Genomic DNA, 15929 nt, shown 5'->3' with positions numbered 1-15929 from the left:
TCAGTACGTCAGTACATCCGTACGCCCGTACGTCTCGACAGTCCAGCACTGTAATCGAACAGGAATGGTCGATTCAGGACTCTCGGCGAGCGCTGAACATCTCTTGATACGCGACCGGTCATTTCGGTCCGAGCGCGGAACGATCAGAAGTGAACAGATGACGTACCGGAGTCCCACTCTCGGAGAATCCGTGCGCCGGCGCAACAGCCGTCGCCGGTCCGTTCACGCCGGTTCACGCCCGTTCACGCCGGTTCACGCTGGTTCACTCCGGACGGTCGGGGCGGGCCGCGCGGTCCGGACGGGCCGCCGCCGCCTCCGTGGCCCGGTCGGCCCGGTCGTACACGTCCGCGATCAACGGGTCGTCGGGGCGCAGCGCCCGCGCCCGCCCCGCGTCGGCCAACGCCCTTTCGGTGTCGCCGCGTTCGAGGTGGAGCGCGGCTCGGTGACGCAGGGCCCAGGCGTACTCCGGGAGAAGGGCGACCGCCGCGTCGAGGTCCGTGAGGGCTTCGTCGTGGCGGTCCAGCCTGAAACGGGTGACGCCCCGGCTGGCGTACGCGGAGGCGTACAGGGGGTTGAGTTCGACGGCCCGGTCGTAGTCGGCGAGGGCCTCCTCGTCGCGGTCGGCGGCGCGCAGGGCGTCGCCGCGTTCGCAGCGGACCCAGGGGGCGTCCGGGTCGAGGGCGACGGCGTGGTGCAGGTCGGCCAGCTGCCGCTCGTGCTCGCCCCGGGACCGCCGTACGCGTGCCCGGCGCACCAGGGCCCAGACGTACTCCCCGTCCAGTTCCAGGGCGTGGTCCAGGTCCGCGAGGGCTTCGTCGAGGCGGCCCTGCGCGTGCCGGGCGGCACCGCGCGAGGCCCAGGTCGAGCGGCGTACGGGGTCGAGGGCGACCGCCCGGTCCAGGTCGGCGACCGCCGCGTCGGGGTCGCCGAGGAGGCGGTGGTAGTCGCCGCGCAGGACGAGGGTGGTGGTGTCGTCGGGGGCGAGCGCGTCGGCCCGGTCGAGGTCGGCCACGGCGGCGGCGTAGTCCCCGCCGTGCGCCCGTGCGACCGCCCTGCCCTGCCACGCCGTGGCCGACTCGGGGTCGAGGGCGAGGGCCTGGTCGTACTCGGCCACCGCCCGCTCGTGCGCCCCGTCCCGGTGCAGCGCCCGCCCCCGCAGGGCCCGCGCGAACGCGGCCCGCCGGGCGTCGAGACCGGCCCGGAGCAGCAGCACCCCCAGCGCGTCATGGACACCGCCCCGCTCCAGCGCGCCCACCAGGTCCCGCCCCCAGCGGCCCGCGTCCTCGGCGTCGGCGTCCTGCCCCGCCTGCGTCAGGGCCTCGGCCCACCTCCGGGCCACGGCCGTGCCCTCCCCGCACGCGTCCACGACGTCCCGCAGCACCCCGGCGAGCGCCCCGCGCTCCCCCGCGCACAGCCGGTGGTACGCCTCGGCCAGCCGTAGCTCCCGCCACCGCGCCCCTCCCCACAACTCCTCCCTCTCCAGCCCCACTTCGGCCTCCGCCCGCCACCCGGCGAACGTCTCCGCCAGCCGCAGGTGCCGCTCGCTCCAGCCCCGGGGCGACCGCATCCGCTGCAACCGCACCATCGGCGCCCGTACGACGTCGTGGAACACCACCCGGTCCCCGCGATCGGTCACGAAGGGCAGGGCGCGCAGCCAGGCAAAGAGCCCTTCGGGGACCTCGCCGATGCCCGCGTCCGCACTCGTACCCGCACTCGCACCCGTACCCGCGCCGAGGTCCGCACCGGGGCCCGTACCCGTGCCCCTGTCGGACACGGCCACGCGGAACACATCCGCGTCCAGCCACCGAGGCAACGCGCAGGTCAGCGCGGCGGCCCGCCGTACGGGGTCCCCCTCCCAGCGCAGGAAGCGCTCCACGGCCGTGGCGCTCGCGTCGCCCGCGTCGGCGAGGTCGTCGAGATCGGCGGGGCGGGCCTCGGCGAGGGTGGAGACCAGGACGGGCAACCCGCCGGTGAGCCGCAGGACTTCGTCGACGACAGGCTCGGCGAGCACGCCCTTGGCCGCGAGGAGGCCGCGTGACTCGACCTCCGTGAAGGGCCGCAGGGGGAGGTCGAGGACGAAGTCGGTGAGGCCGCCCCAGCGGGCGGCGTCGAAGGGGCGCTGCCCCGCCGTCACGAGAACGAGGTTGCCGGGGATGGGGCCGTAGCGGTCGCCGGAGACGATGTCGTGCAGCCACGGGTCGAGGAAGGCGCCGGTCCGCTCGTACGTGTCGAAGAAGAGGACCAGCCAGGGCGCTTCGGCCGCCGCGCCGGTCAGCTCCTCCAACAGCGCGGGGGTGAGCACGAGTTCGGGGGCCAGCAGCAGTTCGGCGTCCTCCTGGCCGCGCGTACGTGAGCCGAGGCCCGTCCGCCACCGGTCGGCGTGGCGGGCGAGTTGGGCCGGATCGACGGCGCCGGCGAAGGGGCCGACCACGGGGACGAGTCCGAGCGCGACGAGCGTCGCCCGCGCGGCGGCCATGCTCGCGGCCGACGGCTCGGCGGCTCCGGTGCCGCTCGGCTGCCCCGCCTCCTCCCGCTGCCCCTCCGGCTCGGACAGGGCCACGGCGGCCAGTTCGGCCTCGTACCGTCGCTCGCGGTGTGCGGTGAGCAGCCGTTCCAGTTCCTTGAACCGCCGCCCCTGCCGGGCGAACCGGTCCGCGATCACGGCCATGGCCTCCGGCGTGCTGCCGACACTGTCGTCGACGTACGCGGTGAGGGCCCCGCGCTCCTGGGCGATCTGCTCCAACTCCCGGACCAGGAAGGTCTTTCCGATACCGGCGTTGCCGTGCGCGTGGAAGAGGAAGCGGCGCCGTTCGTCCTCGATGGGCAGGTCGAAGTTGGTGCGGAACGCGGCCCGTTCGGCGTTCCGGCCGACGAAGCCCTGGCGGGTGCGCCGCCGGATCAGCTCCTGCATCGTCGGAATCGGCGGCTGCGCGCGCCCCATGCGTATCCTCCGGCCGTCCTCGGTTCTCCACGGTTTTCCGCCATCGGCGGAACGCCTTGCCTTCCCCCGCCCCGCACGCCTTGTCGCCGGTCTTCAGATCCTGCACGAGCGGCTGCTTCGGCGGCAGGTTCTCCGCCACGTGCGCCACTGAGGACGTGGTCGCCACCATGGCCGCCACGGAACACCCCATCGCCAGCAGCGCACGGCCGCCGGATCTCCGCAGCCCCTTTAACCCCTTCGACCCCTTCGACTGTCCCCTCCCCTGTGAGCTTCCTCGTGCCCGTGGGTCGCACGGGCCGGAGGAGGCTCACAGGGGGCACGGACACCGCTGAAAGGGTTTTCCGACCCGCTCGCCGCAGCCGTCAGTCCAGCACAGGCAGCAGCTCCGGCAGATGCCCGTCCGACACCGCCGCCGCCCGTTGCCGTTCCTCCGGGACCTCGCCGTACAGCGTCGTACGGGGCCTGGCCGGGCGGCCGGCCGCCTCGGCGACCGCGATCAGGTCCTTGACCGACTTGTAGGAGCCGTAGGAGGAGCCCGCCATGCGGGAGATCGTCTCCTCCATCAGGGTGCCGCCCAGGTCGTTCGCGCCCGAGCGGAGCATTTCGGCCGCGCCCTCCGCGCCGAGCTTGACCCAGCTGGTCTGGATGTTGGGGATGTGGGGGTGGAGGAGGAGGCGGGCCATGGCGGTGACCGCGCGGTTGTCGCGCATCGTCGGGCCGGGGCGGGAGATGCCGGCCAGGTACACCGGCGCGTTGGTGTGGATGAAGGGGAGCGTCACGAACTCCGTGAAACCGCCGGTGCGCTGCTGGATGCCGGCGAGGGTGCGGAGGTGGCCCAGCCAGTGGCGGGGCTGGTCGACGTGGCCGTACATCATCGTCGAGGAGGAGCGGATGCCCAGCTCGTGGGCGGTGGAGATCACCTCGATCCAGGTGGCGGTCGGCAGTTTGCCCTTGGTCAGGACCCAGCGGACCTCGTCGTCCAGGATCTCCGCCGCCGTGCCGGGGACGGAGTCGAGGCCCGCCTCCTTCGCGGCCGTCAGCCACTCGCGGATCGACATGCCGGTCCGGGTCGCGCCGTTCACCACCTCCATCGGGGAGAAGGCGTGCACGTGCATGCCGGGCACACGGGACTTCACCGCCTTCGCGATGTCGAAGTAAGCCGTCCCCGGCAGGTCGGGGTGGATGCCGCCCTGCATACAGACCTCGACCGCGCCGAGGTCCCACGCCTGCTGGGCCCGGTCGGCGACCTGGTCGAGGGAGAGCGTGTACGCGTCGGCGTCCGTGCGGCGCTGCGCGAAGGCGCAGAAGCGGCAGCCGGTGTAGCAGACGTTCGTGAAGTTGATGTTCCGCGTGACGATGTACGTGACGTCGTCACCCACGGCCGCCCTCCGCACGTCGTCCGCGATCCCGCACAGCGCGTCCAGCGCCGGACCGTCCGCGTGCAGCAGGGCCAGCGCCTCGGCGTCGGACAGCTTCGTGGGGTCGTCCGCCGCCGTGGCGAGGGCCGCCCGTACGTCCGTGTCGATGCGCTCGGGCACCATGCCGGGCGCCGCCGCCTCGCGCAGGGCGCCCCAGTCGCCGTAGACGGAGTCGAAGTCCTCCCGGCGATCGCCGGTACGGCCCTCGGTGTCGATCGAGGTGTGCAGATCCGTACGGCCGGCGGCGACGAACACCTCCTCGGGCTCCTGCCACGGGTGCCCCTCCACCACGGCGTCCGGGCGCGCGAGCCCGGTCTCCGGGTCGGCCAGCGCCCGTACGTGCGGCAGGAGGCGCGGGTCCAGCCAGGGCTCGCCGCGCGAGACGAACTCCGGGTACACGCACAGGCGTTCCCGCAGCTCGAAGCCTGCGGCGCGGGACCGCTCGGTGAGTTCCTCGATCTGCGGCCAGGGGCGCTCGGGGTTCACATGGTCGATGGTGAGCGGGGACACCCCGCCCCAGTCGTCGATCCCGGCGCCGATCAGCCGCTCGTACTCGCTGTCGACGAGGTTCGGCGGGGCCTGGACACAGCCCGACGGGCCCATGAGGTGCCGGGCGACGGCCACCGTGGCGACCAGCTCGTCCAGCTCCGCGTCCGGCATGCCGCGCATCGCGGTGTCCGGCTTGGCGCGGAAGTTCTGGATGATCAGTTCCTGGACGCCGTGGTAGGAGCGGGCGACCTTCCGGAGCGCGAAGAGCGACTCCGCGCGCTCCTCGTACGTCTCCCCGATCCCGATGAGGACACCGGACGTGAAGGGGACGGAGGACCGGCCCGCGTCCTCCAGGACCCGCAGCCGGACCGCCGGCTCCTTGTCGGGCGAGCCGTGGTGCGGGCCGCCCGGCTCGGACCACAGCCGCGTCGCCGTCGTCTCCAGCATCATGCCCATGGAGGGGGCCACCGGCTTGAGCCGCTGGAAGTCCGTCCACGACATCACACCCGGATTCAGATGGGGCAGCAGCCCCGTCTCCTCCAGGATGCGGATCGAGATGGCCCGGACGTACGCGATCGTGTCGTCGTAGCCGTGCGCGTCGAGCCACTCGCGCGCCTCCGGCCAGCGGTCCTCCGGCTTGTCGCCGAGCGTGATCAGCGCTTCCTTGCAGCCGAGCGCGGCCCCCTTGCGGGCCACGTCCAGCACCTCGTCCGGCGACATGAACATCCCGTGCCCGGCCCGGCGCAGCTTGCCCGGCACGGTGACGAACGTGCAGTAGTGGCACTTGTCCCGGCACAGCCGGGTGAGCGGGATGAAGACGCTCTTCGAGTACGTGATGACACCGGGCCGGCCCGCCTCCTGGAGGCCCACGTCCCGTACTCGCGCCGCCGACGCGGCCAGATCCTCCAGATCCGCGCCGCGCGCCTGCAGCAGCACCGCCGCCTCGGTCACATCGAGCGCCACACCGTCCCGGGCACGTTTGAGCGCACGCCGCATGGAGTTCTCGGTCGGGCCGGTGGAGCCGGTTCCAGAGATCGCGGAAGTCGTCATCCGTCGAGCATACGAGCGGCTTGGCTCCGTCATGGGGCCGGGCGCCTGATAGCTCGGGGGTCCGGGTGCGTCGGCGGGTGCGGGTGCGTCGTGGTTGCTCGCGCCCCCACCGGGCGCGCACCCGCCGACGCACCCCGTGGGCCCGAGCCTGTCAGGCGCCGTCCCCCAAGAACACCCCGTACTCGTCCAACAGCCCGAGCACCTCGCCCTCCCCCGCCGGAGGCAGTTGCACCACAGCCTCCTCGATCCCCAACTCCGCGTAGTACGCCAGCTTCCCCGCACTCGGCTGCACCGCGTACGGCACCACCTGCAGCGCCGCCGGGTCGCGCCCCGCGTCCGCCCACGCCGCCCGCAGCACCGGCAGGGCCTCTCCCAGTCCCCGTCCCCCGATCGGCAGCCACCCGTCCGCGTACTCGGCGATGTGCGCGAACAGCTTGGGCCCCGCGGCCCCACCGATCAGCGTGCGCGGCCCGACCACCGGCCCCCGCGGCTTCTGCACCGGCTTGGGGTACGCGGAACTCGCCCGGACGCTCCCGAACTCCCCCTCGTACGCCGTCGGCTCCTCCGCCCACAGCGCCCGCATCAGCGCCATCCGGTCCCGCACCAGCTCCCGCCGGGTACGCCACGCGACCCCGTGGTCGGCGGCCTCCTCGACGTTCCAGCCGTAGCCGAGGCCGAGGGTGAGGCGGCCGCCGGAGAGGTGGTCCACGGTCGCGATCTGCTTCGCGAGGTCGATCGGGTCGTGCTGGGCGACCAGCGTGATGCCCGTGCCGAGGCCCAGCCGCTCGGTGACGGCGGCGGCCTGGCCGAGCGCCACGAAGGGGTCGAGGGTGCGGCCGTACTCGCGCGGCAGGTCCCCGCCGGCCGGGTACGGGGTCGTCCGCTCGACGGGGATGTGCGTGTGCTCGGGGAGGTAGAGCCCCGCGAAGCCGCGTTGCTCCAGCTCGCGGGCGAGGCGGGTCGGGGTGATCGTCTCGTCGGTGAGGAAGATCGTCACGGAGATGCGCATGTGTCATCTCTAGCGGCTCGGGAAGGGGATGTCCATACCGACCGGTCGGCACTGAGGAGAGCCGGCCGGTCGGCGTATGACGAACAGAGCCGGGTGCCGGTGAAGTGGTCCTTGAGCCCACAACAGCCGGGTGAACGTCACGACGCGCCCCGCGTGTCCGGTCCGTCCCGCGGCGGGACCGCCGCGAGGAGGGTCTGCTTCGCGAGACTGTCCGTGCGGGCCCCGTCGCCGAGGCGGTGGAGGAGGATCCACCGGCCGTCGTCGTGCGCGGCGGCCATGACGGACGAGCCCCGGGTGGCGCCGTTGTGCCACCGGATCGAGGGACCGCGCTGCCAGGAGGGCGCCGGGTCACCGAGCCCGCGTTCGACGAGCAGGGCGACCAGGAGGTGCGCCAGCGTCCGGCAGGTGGACCACAGGCCGCCGGCCGACAGGATCGGCCCGGTGAGCGTCCACAGCGGGCGGGGCCGGCCGAACAGATCGCGCGGTACGAGGCGGAGCTCCTCCGGCGGACACGCCGTCACCGCGCCCGCCTCCAGCCCGAGCGGCAACAGGACGCAGCTGTCGACCAGTTGCTGGTACGAACGTCCCGTCGCGGTCGTGAGCGCGTACCCGAGCACGGCGTAGCCGAGGTTGGAGTACTCCTCCTCCCCCAGCCGTCCGGCCGCCAGCCGGTCCAGATCGCGCAGCGACTCCCGCAGAACCGTCTCCGTGAAGCCGGCGTACGGATCGTCCGGGGGGCCGGTGGGCCCGGCGGGCAGGCGGGGCAGACCCGAGGTGTGCTCGGCGAGATGCCGGAGGGTGATGCCCGTCCCTCTCGGCACGTCGTCGACACACTCCTCCAGCGGGGTGTCGAACCCGACGTCCCCCTCCGCCGCCAGCCGGGCGAGGACGGTTCCCGTGAGCACCTTGGTGAGGGAGCCGATCTCCACGAAGCGGTCCGCGTCGTGGCCGTGGGCGACCCGGTCGGTGATGCCGGCTCCACCCAGCAGGCAGGTCGGTGTCCGCACGTTGTGTCTCTCCTGTCAGACGAGTTCGGGGTGGGGGGAGGTCTCGCCGCTCGTCCCGCTCACAGCGGACTCCCGTACGGCCGTTGCCGGTTCCCCGGCGGAGTCCCCCGGCGGCTTCGCGGCCGGAGTCGCCGGTTCCCCGGTGGTCCTCCGCCCTCGGGCGAGGCGGACGCGGACCGAGGCGACCGCCCGGTCGAGAGGGCCGGACAGGAAGACGAGATCGCAGGCGATCACGGTCAGCGCGAAGCCCGTCAGTCCGATGAAGAACGCGATCGATGGAAAACCGGCGATCGGCGATTTCCCTCCCTTGTCCCACAGTTCACCACCGCATAGGAAGGTGGCACGCACCACCCCCGCACCACCCATGCCATGTCACTCACGACCGACCTGGGGAGCAGCAGCATGTGCGACGACCACCACGGTGACGGGAACGGGAACGGGAACGGACTCGGAAGGCGCGCGCTGTTCGTGACGTCGGCGGCGGCCGCGCTTACGTTGGGAAGCGTGACCTTTGGGACGAGCGGCGCCGAGGCCGCTGACGGCGACCAGGAGACGAAGACCATCCGGGGGACCCTCCCCACCGGCTCCCCCGACTTCGTGTATCTGCCGGTCGAAGTACCCTCGGGCGTACGGGAGTTGAAGGTCTCGTACAGCTACGAGAGGCCAACCGTCCCGGCGGGCACCATGGGCAACGCGCTCGACATCGGTGTCTTCGACGAGCGCGGCACGGAACTCGGCGGCACGGGCTTCCGGGGCTGGTCGGGCGGTGCCCGCACGGAGTTCTTCATCCGGACGGACGAGGCGACCCCGGGCTACCTCCCGGGCCCGGTCCGCCCCGGCACCTGGCACATCGCGCTGGGCCCGTACACGGTGGCGCCGGACGGGCTGCCGTACGAGATCACGATCACCCTCACGTACGGCACGCCGGCCACGGCGGTACGGCCGGTGTACCCGCCGGAACGGGCCAAGGGGCGGGGCCGGGCCTGGTACCGGGGCGACTGCCATCTGCACTCCTGGTACTCCGACGGCCGCCGTACGCTCGCCGAGCTGGCGGCGCTGGCGCGCGCGGCGGGCCTGGACTTCATCAACAGCTCGGAGCACAACACCCCGTCCGCGCACGCCCACTGGGCCGAGCACGCGGGTGACGACCTCCTCATTCTGCTGGGCGAGGAGGTGACCACGCGCAACGGTCACGTGGTGGCGCTCGGCATCGACCCGGGGACGTTCGTCGACTGGCGGTACCGGGCCCGGGACAACCGGTTCGGCAAGTACGCCCGGCAGATCCGCCGCGCCGGGGGCCTGGTCGTCCCGGCCCACCCACACGCCACCTGCATCGGCTGCAACTGGAAGTTCGGCTTCGGCGAGGCGGACGCGGTGGAGGTGTGGAACGGCGCGTACTCACCGGAGGACGAGGTGGCGCTCGCCGACTGGGACGGCATGCTCGTGGCGTCCGTGAAGGAGGGCCGCGGCTGGATCCCGGCGATGGGCAACAGTGACGCCCATCGCGACCCCGACCCCGTCGGCCGCCCCCAGACGGTCGTCCTCGCCGACGACCTGACCAGGGAGGCCATCCAGGATGGCCTGCGGGCCGGCCGCTCGTACGTCGCCGAGTCCAAGGACGTGTCCGTGTCCTTCACCGCGTCCGGGGCGCGCGGCGAGCACGCGGGCATCGGTGAGCGGCTGAAGGTGGCACCGGACACCCCGGTCACCGTCCGGCTGCGGGCGACGGGCTCCGCCGGCTGCACCCTTCGCCTCGTCACCGACCAGGGCACGCTGTTCACCTCGGCCGCGCTGCCGGAGTCCGGCACCGGTTCGGCGGAATGGCGTACGACGGCCTCGTACGCGGCGTACGTACGTGCCGAGGTCCGCAGGCCGCCGATCGTGCCGGGCTTCCCGGGGCCGCTGGCGGCCTTCACGAACCCGATCTTCCTCGGGCGGCGGTAGGGCGGCGACGCGGCGGCTGTCCCGGTCGGCGACAGGACGGCGGCGGTGCGGCGAGAGGGCGGCGATTGCAGCCAGCTGGAAGGTCGGGCGGCCGTAGGGGGAACCCGCGTACGAAATAGCTGTGTTGGGCCTTAGGTTTGACTCGACACATCACGTGCGTCTGTACGGCTACGTCCGTTCGCGTGGACGCACCTGTACGGCGGAGGAGACGGCGCCCATGACCGATCACGCGACCACGCCCGACCCGGCGGCGGCTCCGGCGGCGAAGGAGAAGGTCGACACTTCGGTGCCCGCCTCCGCCCGCATCTGGAACTACTGGCTGGGCGGCAAGGACAACTACCCGGTGGACGAGGCGGCCGGCGACGCGTACGCCGGCGCCTTCCCCGGCATCGTGACCATCGCGCGCAGCAGCCGCGCGTATCTGCGGCGCAGCATCCGGCACCTGGTGGAGGTGGAGGGCGTCCGGCAGTTCCTGGACGTCGGCACCGGCCTGCCCACCGCCGACAACACCCACCAGGTCGCCCAGCGCAGCGCGCCGGAGGCGAGGATCGTCTACGTCGACAACGACCCGATGGTCCTCGCGCACGCCCGCGCGCTGCTCTACTCCTCACCCGAGGGCGCCACGGCGTACGTCGACGCCAGCCTCTACGACACGGACCGCATCCTGGAGGCAGCCGCCGGGACGCTGGACCTGTCCCGGCCGACGGCTCTGATCCTCAGCGGCATCCTGGGCCACGTCGGCGACTACGAGGAGGCCCGCGACATCGTCCGCCGCCTCCTCGCCGGCCTCCCCTCCGGCAGCTACCTCAACATCAACGAGGGCTCCCGGGGCACCGACCCCGAGTACGAGCACGCGCAGGACGCCTACAACGAGACCGGCGCCGTCCCGTACTTCCTGCGCCCCATCGACCAGATCACCGGCTACTTCGACGGCCTCGACCTGGTCGACCCCGGCATCGTCTCCGTACCGCTGTGGCGCCCGGACGCCACGGATGCCGCGGGCGCGGGCGCGGGCGAGCCGAAGCCGCAGCCGAAGCCGATCGGGCAGCACGGGGGGCTGGGCAGGAAGCCGTAGGGCACGTGGGCGGCCGGGGGTTTTCAGTGTGCCCCGGCCCCGTCCGCCACCCCGGCCTCCACCGTGTCCGCCCTGTCCGCCACCGTGTCCGCCCCGGCCTCCGCCAAGTCGGCCACGACGGCCATGTGGTCGGAGGGCCATACGCCGTCGACGGGGGCGTCGCCCGCCCTCCGTACGGCGCGCACGTGCCCGATTCCGCCGGGCCCCGGCGGTCCGACGTGGATGTAGTCGATCCGCACGCTCGGCCCGAACGTCCCGGCGACGTAGGGGTTCGCCATGTCCCAGGTGGCCGACGGCGTGCCCGGCTCGGCGTACTCCCAGACGTCGAAGAAGCACTGTCCGGGCACGGCGGGCGCGGTCCTGTAGCCGCCGAAGAGCCGGACCTCGTCGGAATCCGGCCAGGCGTTGAAGTCCCCGGTGATCACCGGCGGATGGGCGCCCCGGTCCCGGTGGCGGGCCACGAACTCGGCCAGCGCGGTGACCTGGCGGCAGCGCACGGCGGACGCGTCGGTGGCGGAGCTGAGGTGAGTGGTAAAGAAGGGGACGGGCGCGCCGGGGGCGTCGAGGAGGGCGTAGAGGGCGCCGCGTGCGCTGCCGCCCTCTCCCGTCGGCAGCCCGATGGAGTCCCGTTCCAACACGGGCCACCGGCTCAGCACGGCGTTACCGATCCCGACGCCCGGGTCCCCGATCCGCCGCTGCCAGCGCGCGGCGTCGCCGTACGCGCCCCAGGCCCAGTGCAGACCGAGTTCCCCGGCGAGCCACCCGGCCAGATTCGCCCCGCTGCCCCCGCCGTTCCCGTTCTCCCCGTCCCACTGCCAGACCTCCTGCAATCCGACCACGTCGGGCCGCAGTTCACGCAGCACGGCGAGGATCGCCTTCTGCCGCTCCTGCCACGGCCCGAACCTCCACCACAGATTCCACGTCACGACCCGCACCGGCCACCCACCGCCTTCGCCCCGTACCCGATCCTGTAGTCCGTACCTCCCACACTTCGAGGAGAACCACGCCGATGTCCCGCAGTGCGGAGCACGCGAACCATCCGGAACACGCCGGGCTCAAGCAACGCGTCGTCACGGCCCTCCAGCGCCGCGTCGCCAACCCGGTCCTGCGCCGCGTACCGATCCAGACCCTCCTGGAGACCACCGGCCGCACCTCCGGCCTCCCCCGCCGCACCCCTATCGGCGGCCGTCGCGTCGGTGACACGTTCTGGCTGGTCTCCGAGTACGGCGAGAAGTCCCACTACATCCGCAACATCAAGGCCGACCCCTCGGTCCGCGTCCGCCTCCGGGGCCGCTGGCACGAGGGCACGGCCCACCTCGTCCCGGACGACGACCCGGTGGCCCGCCTGCGCACCCTGCCTCGCATGAACAGCGCGGCGGTACGGGTACTGGGGTCGGGGTTGCTGACGGTACGGGTGGACCTGCGCGGCTAGTGGTCTGACCGAGTCACCGCACTGATGGATCGCGACGCGAGCGTGTGACAGGTGAGCGAGACAGAATTTCTGGCCGGGGGCTTCGAGGAGCACCGCTCCCATCTGCGGGCGGTGGCCCACCGGATGCCGGGCTCGCTCAGAGAGGCGGACGACGCCGTTCAGGAGGCCTGGTTGAAGAGGGTCGGTGGCCCAAGCCGTCGGCCGCAGGCGGCAGAACCAGGTCGCCTCTCTCCGGGACGACCCAGGGTTCCGATCAGGGTGATCACTGATGGCAACGGCGCTCCGCTGCCGCAAAGTTGACGTTGTCCCCACCGCCCGTCGACGCCCCTTCGGAGAAACCTCGATGCGTATCCGCCGCGCCGTCACCGCCCTCTTCCTGACCACCGCTCTCAGCGTCGGCGCGGCGCTGCCCGCGGCCGCCGCCATCGCTGCTTCCCGCGCCCCGGCTCCCGCGAACCCCGCTGTCCAGGATGTCCTCGACCGCCTGCCCGACGACGTCGTAGCGGGCGCGCTGGTCAGACGGGACGGCGTGGGGGCCGCTGCCGGTCCGGTCTCCGCTGACGCGTATTTCCGGATCGGCAGTGTCACCAAAGTGTTCACCAACACGGTGGTGCTACAGCTCGTTGCCGAGCACCGGATCGACCTTGACGCACCGGCGCGGCGGTATGTCCCCGGGCTGATGCCCGGCGCGTACGACCGCGTCACCGTACGCCAGCTCCTCGACCACACGAGTGGCCTGCCCAAGCCCGCCGCGACACCCGGGCCGGCCGACGGAACCGGATGGTGGCTGAAGGCGGTGACACCCCAGGACGGCCTCCGCGACTCGTTCGCCGCAGCCACGGACGCGCCACCCGCCCCCGGCTCCGAGCAGCAGTACAACGGGCTCAACTCCCTCGTCCTCGGCCTGATCGTCGAGAGGGTCACCGGTCACCGCTTCGCCCACGAACTGGAGCGCCGGATCACACAGCCGCTGCGCCTGCGCCACACCAGCCTGCCCGCCGCCGACGACACGACGATCCCCTCGCCCCACGCACAGGTGTACGTCGGCGGGCGGAACGTGACCGAGCAGAGCCCGTATCCATGGGCCGAAGGCGGCATGATTTCCACCGCCGCCGACCTCGACCGCTTCCTGACAGCGCTGTTCCGGGGTCGCCTGCTCCCGCCCGCCCAGCAAAGGCTGGTGTTCGACGTCCCGAAGGCGAGAAGCGCCGCCACCAACACGAACTGCTTCGGCCCGGAAGCCTGCTACAGCGTCGGCGGGCTCATGCGCTATCAGCTCCCCAGCGGCGAGTACGCATGGGGCAAGACAGGTTCTCGCCCCGGCTGGGACAACGGGTTCTTCGCCACCCGAGACCTCAGACACCGCGTGGTGTACTCCCTGAACCCCACGGGGACGGGCTCGGACCTCGCGCACATCAAGGCGATCGTCGGCACCGCGCTCGCCGACTGACGATCCGTCCATCCATGATGACGACTGTGCCCGTTCCATAAAAACAAGCAAAAGGGCCGAATCAGTCAAACCGCCGATGGCCGACACGCCACGAACACGAACTCCCTCCCGGGCCGCGTGAGCGACGAGATCCGCCACGTTCGCCCGCGCCACGCCGACCGTCATCAGCTCCTCCCCGCCCGGAATTCACGCGACACGACACGAGCGCTCTGGAACGCTGTGCCGTCGGAGCCCTAGCGGGGTCGCATGACCACGCACGCCCTCCGGAATGCTCCCGGAGCACCCCGGAGCACCCTGGGAACGAAGGCTGCATGAACGCTGTACCCGTATTCGATTGGCATGGGCGGCAGATGAGTTTCACGCTTGAAGGGCCGGTTCTGGAGGGCACGCGAGTGCGTCTGGAGCCGTTGGATCACCGCCACGCGGCGGATCTGGCCGTGGCGGCGGAGGAGGACCGGGGTTCGTACCGGTTCACGTGGGTGCCCAGGGCGGCCGAGGTCGAGGCGTACGTCGACGCTCAGCTCACCCGTGCCGCCGCCGGGCAGTTGGCCCCTTACGCACAGGTCGAGCGGGCGTCGGGGCGGGCGGTCGGGGCCACGGCCTACTTGGATCCGCGGCTGTGGCCGACGGGGGACGGCGGGCTGTGCGCCATCGAGGTGGGCTACACCTGGCTCGCGGCGTCGGCCCAGGGAACGGGGCTGAACACCGAGGCCAAGTACCTGCTGTTCCGGCATGCCTTCGAGCAGTGGGGCGTGGCCCGCGTCGACCTGAAGACGGATGCGCGCAACGGGCGTTCGAGGGCGGCGATCGAAGGGGTGGGCGCCCGCTTCGAGGGCGTACTGCGGAACTGGTCCCGCTCCTGGGCACCGGGGGAGGACGGCCGCCTCCGCGACTCCGCGATCTTCTCGATCACGGCGACGGAGTGGCCGGACTGCCGGACGGCGCTGGAGGCCCGCCTAGCTCGTACAACGACAGCCGACAGCCACTGAACGGGGACCCGAAACCATGCCTTCTCGACCGCCGACCGTGTCCATCACGGAGTTCCCCGTCTCCGACGCCAAGGCGGGGCCGTACGGGATCACCGCCGGACCGGACGGCGCGCTGTGGTTCACGCTGGTCCACGCCGGGCGCATCGGCAGGCTCTCGCCCGACGGTGAGACCACGTCGTACGCGCTCGGATCGACGTCCGGCGGACCGTCGGTCATCACGGCCGGGCCGGACAGCGCGCTGTGGTTCACGGAGTTCCTGGGGCATCGGATCGGGCGGATCAGTACGGCCGGAGAGGTCGCGTCCTTCCCCTTGTCGACGCCGAATGCCGGTCCGTTCGGGATCGCGGTCGGTCCTGATGACGCGCTGTGGTTCACGGAGGCGGAGGCCGACCGGATCGGGCGGATCACGACCGAGGGTGAGGTCGACGAGTTCCCGCTCCCGCTCTCCGGAGCGTTTCCGTCGGCCATCGCCGCCGGGCCGGACGGCCGACTGTGGTTCACGATGAACCGGGCGAACGCGATCGGCGCCATCACGCTGGACGGAGAGGTCACGGTCCACCCGCTGCCGACGCCGGCCGCCGGTCCCGTGGGCATCACCGCAGGTGGTGACGGGGCCATCTGGTTCGTCGAGATCGGGGCCGGGCAGATCGGGCGGATCACACCGGCCGGGAAGATCGACGAGTTCCCCCTCCCGGACCCCGAGTCCCGCCCGCACGCCATCGTCGCCGACCCCGGCATCGACGGCGGCTGCTGGTTCACCGAATGGGGCGCGAACCGCGTGGGCCGGATCGTCTACGACAGCCGTCACCACACCATCCAGGAACATGATCTGCCGACCCCCTCCTCGGAGCCCCACGGCATCGCGCTGGGGCCGGACGGCTCGATGTGGACGGCTCTTGAGATCGGCTCCGTGGCCCGCGTAACGGCTGTGGCCGCTGATCGCTCATAGGGTTACCGGCAGGATGGAGTCGCGGGGTGGGCGGGCCTGCGCGGAGGTGCACTTCTCAGGCGCGGTCAGCGGCTTCGAGGAAGGTTCGGGCCTCTCCCTCCGGGAAGCGCCGCCAACCTCAGATCATCCTCTGAAACCGCCCCTTCGCCTGTTGCCGTTCTCGGCCCGGTGTCACG

General features: G+C 72.3%; 12 protein-coding genes and 1 pseudogene. 7 read left to right on the top strand and 6 right to left on the bottom strand.

Translation table 11 applies throughout. The features are described 5' to 3' along the window. Positions 1–262 precede the first annotated feature (262 nt). The 5 genes from OG622_RS27850 to OG622_RS27830 all read right to left on the bottom strand — a co-directional run bounded on the left by OG622_RS27850 (position 263) and on the right by OG622_RS27830 (position 8262). Entirely contained in the window at positions 263–2941 is a 2679-nt protein-coding gene (locus OG622_RS27850) for a tetratricopeptide repeat protein (protein ID WP_371579355.1), read from the bottom strand. 362 nt (positions 2942–3303) lie between these two features. Next, entirely contained in the window at positions 3304–5898 is a 2595-nt protein-coding gene (locus OG622_RS27845) for a bifunctional FO biosynthesis protein CofGH (protein ID WP_371579354.1), read from the bottom strand. A 151-nt stretch (positions 5899–6049) separates the two neighbouring features. Continuing rightward, positions 6050–6907: an LLM class F420-dependent oxidoreductase gene (locus OG622_RS27840; RefSeq protein ID WP_371579353.1), complete on the bottom strand. Its 858-nt coding sequence runs from the start codon at positions 6905–6907 to the stop codon at positions 6050–6052. 137 nt (positions 6908–7044) lie between these two features. Beyond that, positions 7045–7914, bottom strand: coding sequence for a serine hydrolase domain-containing protein (locus OG622_RS27835; protein WP_371579352.1), 870 nt, complete (start codon positions 7912–7914; stop codon positions 7045–7047). 15 nt (positions 7915–7929) lie between these two features. Then, positions 7930–8262 carry a hypothetical protein gene (locus tag OG622_RS27830; RefSeq protein WP_371579351.1) on the bottom strand — a complete coding sequence of 111 codons (333 nt, stop codon included), beginning with the start codon at positions 8260–8262 and terminating at the stop codon, positions 7930–7932. 54 nt (positions 8263–8316) lie between these two features. Here OG622_RS27830 and OG622_RS27825 point away from each other — a divergent pair, with 54 nt between their 5' ends. Together OG622_RS27825 and OG622_RS27820 are read left to right on the top strand one after the other, a co-directional pair. Beyond that, positions 8317–9858 (top strand): CehA/McbA family metallohydrolase, encoded by a 1542-nt coding sequence (locus OG622_RS27825; RefSeq protein ID WP_371584240.1) that lies wholly within the window; start codon positions 8317–8319, stop codon positions 9856–9858. Between the two features lie 217 nt (positions 9859–10075). Further along, entirely contained in the window at positions 10076–10933 is an 858-nt protein-coding gene (locus OG622_RS27820; protein ID WP_371579350.1) for an SAM-dependent methyltransferase, read from the top strand. Between the two features lie 23 nt (positions 10934–10956). Here the strand turns inward: OG622_RS27820 and OG622_RS27815 are convergent, their stop codons facing one another. Beyond that, entirely contained in the window at positions 10957–11868 is a 912-nt protein-coding gene (locus OG622_RS27815; protein ID WP_371579349.1) for an endonuclease/exonuclease/phosphatase family protein, read from the bottom strand. A gap of 74 nt (positions 11869–11942) precedes the next feature. Between OG622_RS27815 and OG622_RS27810 the strand changes: the two genes are divergently transcribed. From OG622_RS27810 to OG622_RS27790, 5 genes and pseudogenes are all read left to right on the top strand, one after another. Then, a complete protein-coding gene (locus tag OG622_RS27810) occupies positions 11943–12365 on the top strand; it encodes a nitroreductase/quinone reductase family protein (protein ID WP_371579348.1) in 423 nt (140 codons plus the stop codon). A 51-nt stretch (positions 12366–12416) separates the two neighbouring features. Further along, positions 12417–12542, top strand: a pseudogene (locus OG622_RS27805) (sigma factor); the annotation flags it as partial. Between the two features lie 166 nt (positions 12543–12708). After that, on the top strand, positions 12709–13815 hold the full coding sequence (locus tag OG622_RS27800) for a serine hydrolase domain-containing protein (protein ID WP_371579347.1): 1107 nt from the start codon (positions 12709–12711) through the stop codon (positions 13813–13815). A gap of 350 nt (positions 13816–14165) precedes the next feature. Then, the gene (locus OG622_RS27795; RefSeq protein WP_371579346.1) at positions 14166–14804 is read left to right on the top strand and encodes a GNAT family N-acetyltransferase; all 639 of its coding nucleotides are present in this window, start codon (positions 14166–14168) and stop codon (positions 14802–14804) included. 16 nt (positions 14805–14820) lie between these two features. Further along, entirely contained in the window at positions 14821–15753 is a 933-nt protein-coding gene (locus OG622_RS27790; protein WP_371579345.1) for a virginiamycin B lyase, read from the top strand. The last annotated feature ends 176 nt before the right edge of the window (positions 15754–15929 follow it).

The organism is Streptomyces sp. NBC_01314, from assembly GCF_041435215.1.
Taxonomy (GTDB): domain Bacteria; phylum Actinomycetota; class Actinomycetes; order Streptomycetales; family Streptomycetaceae; genus Streptomyces.
The sequence above is the reverse complement of the archived record's forward strand: the minus strand, read 5'-3'. Positions and strand labels throughout refer to the sequence as shown.

Excerpts from the sequence above, each read along its gene's own strand:
- OG622_RS27850 (WP_371579355.1), bottom strand. The coding sequence starts at position 2,941 with ATGGGGCGCGCGCAGCCGCCGATTCCGACGATGCAGGAGCTGATCCGG.
- OG622_RS27800 (WP_371579347.1), top strand. The coding sequence starts at position 12,709 with ATGCGTATCCGCCGCGCCGTCACCGCCCTCTTCCTGACCACCGCTCTC.
- OG622_RS27825 (WP_371584240.1), top strand. The coding sequence starts at position 8,317 with ATGTGCGACGACCACCACGGTGACGGGAACGGGAACGGGAACGGACTC.
- OG622_RS27845 (WP_371579354.1), bottom strand. The coding sequence starts at position 5,898 with ATGACGACTTCCGCGATCTCTGGAACCGGCTCCACCGGCCCGACCGAG.
- OG622_RS27820 (WP_371579350.1), top strand. The coding sequence starts at position 10,076 with ATGACCGATCACGCGACCACGCCCGACCCGGCGGCGGCTCCGGCGGCG.
- OG622_RS27790 (WP_371579345.1), top strand. The coding sequence starts at position 14,821 with ATGCCTTCTCGACCGCCGACCGTGTCCATCACGGAGTTCCCCGTCTCC.
- OG622_RS27795 (WP_371579346.1), top strand. The coding sequence starts at position 14,166 with ATGAGTTTCACGCTTGAAGGGCCGGTTCTGGAGGGCACGCGAGTGCGT.
- OG622_RS27840 (WP_371579353.1), bottom strand. The coding sequence starts at position 6,907 with ATGCGCATCTCCGTGACGATCTTCCTCACCGACGAGACGATCACCCCG.
- OG622_RS27810 (WP_371579348.1), top strand. The coding sequence starts at position 11,943 with ATGTCCCGCAGTGCGGAGCACGCGAACCATCCGGAACACGCCGGGCTC.